The 6,985-nt window shown below is 62.5% G+C and carries 5 protein-coding genes; 1 reads left to right on the top strand and 4 read right to left on the bottom strand.

The features are described 5' to 3' along the window. The 3 genes from ACILRA_RS17575 to chlG all read right to left on the bottom strand — a co-directional run. Positions 1-1,069, bottom strand: a 1,069-nt coding sequence (locus tag ACILRA_RS17575) for a geranylgeranyl diphosphate reductase (protein WP_395663362.1), incomplete at its 3' end; no start/stop codon positions are given. Positions 1,070-1,073: 4 nt separating this feature from the next. Then, complete coding sequence (locus tag ACILRA_RS17570; protein WP_395663361.1) at positions 1,074-2,411, bottom strand: BCD family MFS transporter; 1,338 nt, start codon at positions 2,409-2,411, stop codon at positions 1,074-1,076. Then, a complete protein-coding gene (gene chlG / locus ACILRA_RS17565) occupies positions 2,412-3,320 on the bottom strand; it encodes a chlorophyll synthase ChlG (protein WP_395663360.1) in 909 nt (302 codons plus the stop codon). 311 nt (positions 3,321-3,631) lie between these two features. Between chlG and ACILRA_RS17560 the strand changes: the two genes are divergently transcribed. Further along, positions 3,632-4,537, top strand: coding sequence for a cation diffusion facilitator family transporter (locus ACILRA_RS17560; protein WP_395663359.1), 906 nt, complete (start codon positions 3,632-3,634; stop codon positions 4,535-4,537). A gap of 1,161 nt (positions 4,538-5,698) precedes the next feature. Here ACILRA_RS17560 and ACILRA_RS17555 read toward each other — a convergent pair. Beyond that, entirely contained in the window at positions 5,699-6,595 is an 897-nt protein-coding gene (locus ACILRA_RS17555) for a hypothetical protein (RefSeq protein WP_395663358.1), read from the bottom strand. Positions 6,596-6,985 lie beyond the last annotated feature (390 nt).

The raw sequence follows: 6,985 nt of genomic DNA, 5'->3' as shown, positions 1-6,985 counted from the left end.
GCACGTCCTTGTCCTCGCACATCTTCACGAAGCTCTCGCGCCGCTTGTCGCTCGAGTACCAGAAATACTGCATGATCCCCAGAACCCAGAACACCGTTCCGTGCTCCTTCATGAAGCGCTTGCGCGCAAGGCTGAGCTGGCGCGCATCACCCGTCTTGAGGAAGGCCATGGCGGCATCCGCCGCCAGCCTGCCGCCCAGCATGGCATAATAGATGCCCTCGCCCGAGGCCGGCGCCACCACGCCCGCGGCATCGCCCGCCAGCACCACGTCGCGGCCATTGTCCCAGCGCTTCATGGGCTTCAGCGGAATGGGCGCGCCCTCGCGCCTGATCGTCTCGCCGTCAAGCCCCGCCGCCTTGCGCAGCTCCGCGACCGAGCCCTTCAGCGAAAAGCCCTTGTTGGCGCTGCCGGTTCCAACACTCGTCGTGGACCCGTGCGGGAACACCCAGGCATAGAAATCGGGTGACAGCGTCCCCTTGTAATAGACATCGCAGCGGTCGGCGGCGAATTCCGCCTGCCGTCCCTCGGGCGATTTGACGATCTCGTGATAGGCGAAGACATAGGGCATCTTCTCCGCACCCCGCACCGTGTCGCGCGCCACCTTGGAGAGAGCACCATCAGCGCCAATCACGCAGCGCGCGCGCAGGGTTGCGGGCGTGCCGTCCTTGTCCTTGTAGTGCACGATCGCGGTGCCATAGCCATCGCGTGAGAAGCTCTCATAGGTGCCGGTGCGCCGCTCGGCGCCTGCCTGCCCCGCACGGTCTCTCAGCCACTCGTCGAAATGCTCGCGGTCCACCATGCCCACGTAGGAGTTGGGGATCGGCATATCCACCTTGCGCTCGCTGGGCGAGATGATGCGCGCGGAGAACACCCGCGCCACCAGCAATTCGGGGGGAATGTCGAAGTCCCTCACGCAGCGCGGCGGAATGGCGCCGCCGCAGGGCTTGATGCGCCCTGCCCTGTCGAGCAGCGCCACATGGAAACCCGCCTTCGCGGCGTCATGCGCCGCGGTTGCTCCCGATGGGCCACCGCCCACCACCACGAGGTCATAGGTGATAGTCTCGAGCATACCGTCAACTCCCGCTTGCCTGATGGCGTGCAGCCAGAATGAGTGGATTGGCCGCGTCTCCAAAACCTTCCCGCCTGCCCACGGCCGCAGCGAGTGCGGCAGCCGCCAGGAACAACACCGCCTCGACGGCGAACACCGTGGCATAAGCCATCACCGGCGAGCCGAGCATAAGGCGCGTTACGTCCACCAGCACCGTTCCGGCAAAGCCGCCGATGCCGAAGGCGATGGCCTGCGAGGCCCCGAACAGGCCCATGCGCACGCCCTCGCGTGATTGTCCGCCGCTGTTGGCCATGCTGAACATGGAGCCGATGGCGGCGACCGCGAAGACCCCGTTCATGAAGCCCAGCGCGAAGACCGAGGGGTTGAGCGGCCAGCCCGGCCCCACCTGCGCCGCGGCGACAAGGCCCGAGAGCGCCAGCGCGGAGCCAACACAGCCCAGCACCGTCCAGCTCCGCAGGCTCATCAGGCGCGGGAACAGCGTCGATAGCCCGCCCACCAGCACCATGCCGAGCAGCACGCCCGAATTCTGGATGCCGGACAGCGATGTCGACTGGCCGGGGGTGAGCCCGAAGACGATGCCTGCGAAGGGCTCAAGGATCAGGTCCTGCGCGCTGTAGGCCAGCATGGACACGAAGATGAAGATGGCGAAGCCGCGCGCCGTGGCATCCGCCCAGACCTCGGCGATGGCCTGCCGGAAGGGCGTGTGGGGCCTTGCCGCCGCGGGTTTCTCCGTAGGCTGAACAGTGCGCTCGACACCCCACAGCGCCAGAAGCGTCATGATGAAGGCCACGGCACAGATCACGCCCGCCACCGCCATCAGCCTTTCCGTCGAGAACGGGTCGAGGAACTGCCCGGCCAGTGCTGCGGTCAGGATGAAGCCCACGATCATCATGATCCACACGATGGTCGCCGCCGCGGCGCGGCGCGTTTCGGCCACGCGCTTGGCGAGCAGCACGAGCAGGTTGGTTCCCGCAGCCCCCACCCCGCCGCCGATCAGCGTGAAGGAGATGGCCGCCGCAATCATGCCCGCCAGCATGTTGGAGGCCATGATATGTACCGACACGGCAGCCCCGAAGCCGCCCAGCGCCAGCGCCGCCATGCCGGCCAAAATCCACGGCGTGCGCCTGCCGCCCTTGTCGGAGCGGTGCCCCCAGGAGGGCCTCAGCACCTGCAGCGCATAATGCCAGGTCACGAACAGCCCCGGCAGCATGGCGGGCAGCATGAGTTCCACGATCATCACGCGGTTGATGGTCGAGGTGGTCAGCACAACCACCGCGCCCAGCGCCGCTTGCACGAAGCCGAGCCTGACGATTCCGAGCCAGCCGAGGTGCGATGCCGCCATCTAGCCCCCCACCGCCGCGCGCACCGCGAAGGCGCTCACCATCATGCCCAGCACGAAGAGCGGCACGCCAAAGCCGCTGTACCACAGCGCACGGCCCACCGGCTCCGCCAGGAAGCGCCGCATCATGATCAGCTGCACCAGCAGCAGCAGCGACACGGCCACCGCATGCAAGGGCCTGTCCCACAAGAAGAGCAGCCCGATCACCGCGGCCTGCGGCAGCGCCATCACGGCGCAGGCCACGCGCGCTGCACCCTGAACACCCAGCTGCACGGGCAGCGAGCGCACACCCATGCGCTGGTCGCCCGCGATGGCCTTGAAGTCATTGAGCGTCATGATGCCATGGGCGCCCAGCGAATAGAGCAGCGCCAGACTCAGAATCGGCCAGGGCGGAACACCGCCAAGAAGGGCGGCAGCCCCGGTGAACCACGGCAAGCCCTCATAGCAGAGGCCAACGGCCAGATTGCCCCACCAGCCATTCTGCTTCAGGCGCAGCGGCGGGGCCGAATAGGCCCAGGCGGCGGCACTGCCAAAACACGCGGCCCAGAACACCACCGGCCCGATCATCGCGGCAAGGCCCAGCGACAGCAGCGTCCAGAGAATGGCGATATAAAGCCCCCACCGCCCCGGCATGCGGCCTGACGGGATCGGCCGGTTCGGCTCATTGATGGCGTCGACATGCCGGTCATACCAGTCATTCACCGCCTGGCTCATCGCGCAGACCAGCGGCCCGGACAGCGCCATGCCCGCCAGCAGCAACATCCAGTTCGCCTGAAGCGCCACCCCGGACGACACCACCCCGCAGGCAAACGCCCACATCGGCGGAAACCAGGTGATCGGCTTCAACAGCTCAAGCACCGCCCCAGCACTGGGGTAAGAGGGCACAGACCCGGTTGACACAAGATTGGCCATGGGGTGAGAGTATAATTGACAGTTTTAAATGTCAATCTAGCCTGACACATACCAACGCCAGAAAATCTGACGCACCGAACAATTGGCACCCCCGGCTCACGTCCAAACCGGCGCCTCCGCTTGCCGCGGTCCGGGCTTGCCAAAGCTGCCAATTCAGGCAAAATCGATTTCATTCGTCTGGTGACCCGGTGAATGTTGGTTGATTTCAGTGCCTTCGCGGGCCCATGTCAGTGTGAGAACGGCGCCGTCCCGGGTTCTATGCCGGGGGGCTTGCTGGCACAGATCTACAGCAGTTTCCGGCGCGTGATGTCATGAACCTCAACGCCATGTTTGACGCGCTGATGAAGCTCTCGCGCGTGTCGCTGTTCACGCTGGTTCCCCTGACGCTGGCCTTCATCGTGACGGGCTATTTCTCCAACTCGCTCACCATCCTGTCCATTGCCTTCGACTGCGGCGTCTCCCTGATCGTGCAAACCTTCGCCTTCAAGTCGATCCGCGTGATGAAGAGCGGCGACCCGATCCGCTTCCCCCACGGCACGGGCAAGCTCGAGAATTTCTCAGGGCTACTGTATGGCGCATTGAACATTCCGGTGGCGCTCTACATCCTCTATCGCGCGATCGGCGACACCATCGTGCCCACGCCCATCATCTACGCCATCGCACAGCTGCCGATGCTTCCCTCCCTGCTGCGCAGCGGTTACCTGTTCTTGTCCGCCAGGCGGCTGCAAAAGCAGTTCGACAGTCCGCTCATCGACTCCTACGTGATGGATTTCCGCACCGCGCTGTGGTTCGACGGCGTCGTCGTCATCGCGCTGGCGCTGGGCATTCTGCTGCCGCTGGTTGGCGTCAACACGGTGACAGTTTACATCGATCCGGTCTTCTCGCTGTGCATCGCCCTCTATCTCCTGCGCGGAGCGGCTCTGCTGCTGTTGAGCAACTTCAAGGTTCTGATCGATTTTCCCATGCCGGAGGACGAGCAGGTCCAGATCATTCGCGTCCTGGCCGAGGAGTTTGACGCCTATGACCAGCTGGGCAGCATCCGCACCCGCCGCAGCGGCGCACAGCGCTTTGTTGATATCGAACTCTACTTTCAAGGCACGGTGGACGTGACATCCATCTCCGCCCTCACCAACCGCATCGATGAAAAGCTCCGCTCACGCCTCCGGGACATGAAAGTCAGCATCCTGGTGCTGGAAACACCCCCCAGGAAGGCTTGAGACCGGGTGAGCGCCTGTCATCCCGGCAAAAGGCGGCATGGCGGAGAGAATTGGGCGCTAATCTCAACTGATCGCAACCCGCCGCCATAGCCCCCTCATCACCACCGCCGTCATCCCGGCGAAAGCCGGGATCCAGCTTTCTGTCATCATGTGCGGCTATCAAAGCGGGATGCCAGCTTTCGCTGGCATGACGGCGAGAATTGTAAGCTGACCTCAACTGACCGCCAGCCCGCCGCCCGAGCGACGCTCATCACCACGGCCGTCATCCCGGCGAAAGCCGGGATCCAGCTTTCTGTCATCATGTGCGGCTATCAAAGCGGGATGCCAGCTTTCGCTGGCATGACGGCGAGAATTGTGAGCTGACCTCAACTATCCGCCAGCCCGCCGCCATAGCCCCCTCATCACCACCGCCGTCATCCCGGCGAAAGCCGGGATCCAGCTTTTCTGTCATCATGTGCGGCTATCAAAGCGGGATGCCAGCTTTCGCTGGCATGACGGCGAGAATTGTAAGCTGACCTCAACTATCCGCCAGCCCGCCGCCATAGCCCCCTCATCACCACCGCCGTCATCCTGGCGAAAGGCGGGATCCAGTTTTCTGTCATCATGTGCGGCTATGAAAGCGGGATGCCAGCTTTCGCTGGCATGACGGCGGGAATTGTGAGCTGACCTCAACTGTCCGCCAACCCGCCGCCCGAGCGCCGCTCATCACCACCGCCGTTATCCCGGCGAAAGCCGGGATCCAGCTTTCTGTCATCATGTGCGGCTATCAAAGCGGGATGCCAGCTTTCGCTGGCATGGCGGCGAGAATTGTAAGCTGACCTCAACTGTCCGCCAGCCCGCCGCCCGAGCGACGCTCATCACCACGGCCGTCATCCTGGCGAAAGCCGGGATCCAGCTTTCTCTCGTCACGTGCGGCTATCAAAGCGTCATGCCAGCTTTCGCTGGCATGACGGCGAGAATTGTAAGCTGACCTCAACTGTCCGCCAACCCGCCGCACGAGACAACTCATCATCACTGCCGTCACCCCAGCGAAAGCTGGGGTCCCGCTTTCTGCCAGCGTGATGCTTCTCCCGTGCGCGGTAGCTGGCCTGACTTTGAAGCACTCAACCAGCGCACGCCAGTCTCAGAAGACGTGAAAACGAACTGCCCTCAATAGACGCGTTATTCTACTTCATTGGCCGTATATGCAAACCAGCGGTCCACAGGGGTCAGCGAAAGTGCGCCGGGGCCGCTATATGTTGACTGAAGATCACCTGATCCGCCGAGACGCATACGAAAGCCGAGCATCACACCGTGAAAATCAGTCCTGTGATCTCCGCCGTCAAACGACACCAGTGTCCCGTCGTAAGAAACAAACACCGAGTTCTGCCCATTGCCGAAACCATGTTCTGCTTCAAGATGCAGATCGCCGATCAGAGCTTCTGACTCTAACTCGTCGCTATTGTCCTGCAGCCCGGCCGCGCCGGAAACAGCGCCAGTGAGCACCAAGTCTGGCAGCGCAAAGTAGTGCACTCCAACCCTGCCGAATACCGCTTGGTTGATCCCTTCGTCATACTCGTCAGTACCGTCAAGGTAGCCGGCCTCTGCGAATAACACAGCGCTGCTCAAGGTCCACTGCCCTTCCACTCCTCCAAACCAGTAAGTCTGATTCTCATCAGTGTCGCCGGTATCATCCGCAATGCCCGCTCCGGCGAATGCCCCCAACAAACCATTCGGCGTTAGCGCATAAAGGTGCATGCCACCTGTCAGGTAGCTTTTCGTCCAGTCATCATCCGAGCCATGGTTATCAGAAAACAAGCTGCCACGAACATCAAACTGTGTTCCCCAGCCCTCCCCGATCAACCCGCCAGCCGCAAGGTCCAGGTGAGCCCCGGTATTCCAGCCATCGCTGTCGGTCCCTTCGTCATTGTCCACCTGATTGACGTGGTAGGCATCAAGAGCACCGCCCAAGCGAAAGACCCAATTGGCTTCCCCACTTGAATCGCCAATGGCGTCAGCAGCTTCTGCGACAGGTGTAATCAAGGCGCAAAAGGCAATCGCAAGAACGGTTCTCTCCATGGAAACCTCCCAAAAAGCAAATCAACTCAGCATGTCACTATGCTAAGTAAAGTCCTGAATCTGGGGTACATTTCAATACTCACTAAGTCAAGCACTCGCTAGGACGGGTCATGGCGGCCATCATACATGACTGTTGACAAACTGGTCCGCACGATCACCCCAACAACGGTTCGATCCGGTGGATCAGCGTCAGGGTCCTTTGAGCGAATGTTTACAATGCTAAAGCGCCGGTCAGTCAGCTGAGATCAGCTTGCCCAGCGTCCTCTCCCGCGGCGCGGGAGAGGAAGGGGACCCAACGAAGTTGGGGGAGGTGAGGGACCGCGGGGCTCCGAATTGTATGCAGCGCCCTTGTTCCCTCATCTCCCCGTTGCGTCCCGCAACGGGTCCCTT

It is taken from the genome of Aestuariivirga sp. (assembly GCF_044239095.1).
Taxonomy (GTDB): Bacteria; Pseudomonadota; Alphaproteobacteria; order Rhizobiales; family Aestuariivirgaceae; genus Aestuariivirga.
The sequence above is the reverse complement of the archived record's forward strand: the minus strand, read 5'-3'. Positions and strand labels throughout refer to the sequence as shown.

Bases quoted from the DNA above. Each gene is read 5' to 3' on its own strand.
- chlG (WP_395663360.1), bottom strand. From the start codon at position 3,320: ATGGCCAATCTTGTGTCAACCGGGTCTGTGCCCTCTTACCCCAGTGCT.
- ACILRA_RS17560 (WP_395663359.1), top strand. From the start codon at position 3,632: ATGAACCTCAACGCCATGTTTGACGCGCTGATGAAGCTCTCGCGCGTG.
- ACILRA_RS17555 (WP_395663358.1), bottom strand. From the start codon at position 6,595: ATGGAGAGAACCGTTCTTGCGATTGCCTTTTGCGCCTTGATTACACCT.
- ACILRA_RS17570 (WP_395663361.1), bottom strand. From the start codon at position 2,411: ATGGCGGCATCGCACCTCGGCTGGCTCGGAATCGTCAGGCTCGGCTTC.